Origin of the sequence: Yersinia sp. 1252 StPb PI (genome assembly GCF_048593885.1) — a bacterium.
GTDB classification, from domain to species: Bacteria; Pseudomonadota; Gammaproteobacteria; order Enterobacterales; family Enterobacteriaceae; genus Yersinia; species Yersinia enterocolitica_E.
Map to the genome: position 1 here is coordinate 1 of NZ_JAZGQE010000403.1, position 1,029 is coordinate 1,029.

The window sequence follows — 1,029 nt, forward strand, 5'->3', positions numbered from 1 at the left end:
ATATAATTTTTCACTATCAGGCATGTTTCTGTTAAATATCTCAGATAATTTAAAACTGATATGAGTATGAAAATCTACAGCCAAGTCATTATTCAGTTGGCTTAATTTTTCATTATACGTTTCAGGATTATTGATCACTAGATTGTGAAGTATTTCCGCTGAGTTATTTTGCATAAGCATGGCATTTGATTTTGTATGCAAATATTTTACTTTATAGCCATCAGGAGTAAATTGGTTACGAACGACGATAGTAAGGTCATCACCCTCATTGCGGCTGCTGATGACTAAGTGATCACCATAACGATTGAACTTTAACTCTTCAAATTTATGATCCATCAAAGCGATAGTATCTTCTTCACCTGCATATTCTACTATCATATTTATACCGTCGTTAGCGGCGAAAACATAGAGGTCATTTCCCTCGCCACCGGCTAAATAGTCATTTCCCTTACCACCTTGAAGGCGATCGTTCCCCTTGCCACCATAGAGTTGATCATCTCCGAGCGCGCGGCGGGATTGCGCTCTTTGTTCTGACTCAAGTTGGCTAACATCATGGTAATTTAAATCACCATTTAAACTGTCATTACCTTCTCCACCCACCAGGATATCGCTGCCGGCACCGCCATATAAGCCGTCATCACCGTTACCTCCAATTAATGTATCATGACCCTCCCAGCCAAACAGCGCGTCATTACCCTCTTTACCCTCTATGTAATCATTACCATCGGCACCAGCAAGGTTATCATTTTTTTTACCACCGATAATGGTTTTATCACCGCCGCCAGGCTCGGTGATAACGCCATTTCTTAGTCTGTGTTTACCCGTGAAATATTTGTCCGACTTTTTAAGTATCACGGTTTCAGCCTGTTTCCCTGAGTATCCTATGGTTAACAGTTCATCGGCAGGATATTCAACAAGATCTTCTCTATGAATATAGAGGTACTTACGTGAATCATAAAAGTTATGAGGTTGTTTGGCATTGGATAGGAATAGTTCTTTTCTCTGTTTGTCATTAGTATAGAAAATATT

General features: G+C 39.7%; 1 protein-coding gene. It reads right to left on the minus strand.

What is annotated here, in order from left to right; all coding sequences use genetic code 11:
* The coding region (locus V2A85_RS23925) for a calcium-binding protein (RefSeq protein WP_420072586.1) at nt 1-1,029 on the minus strand (1,029 nt) is incomplete at both ends.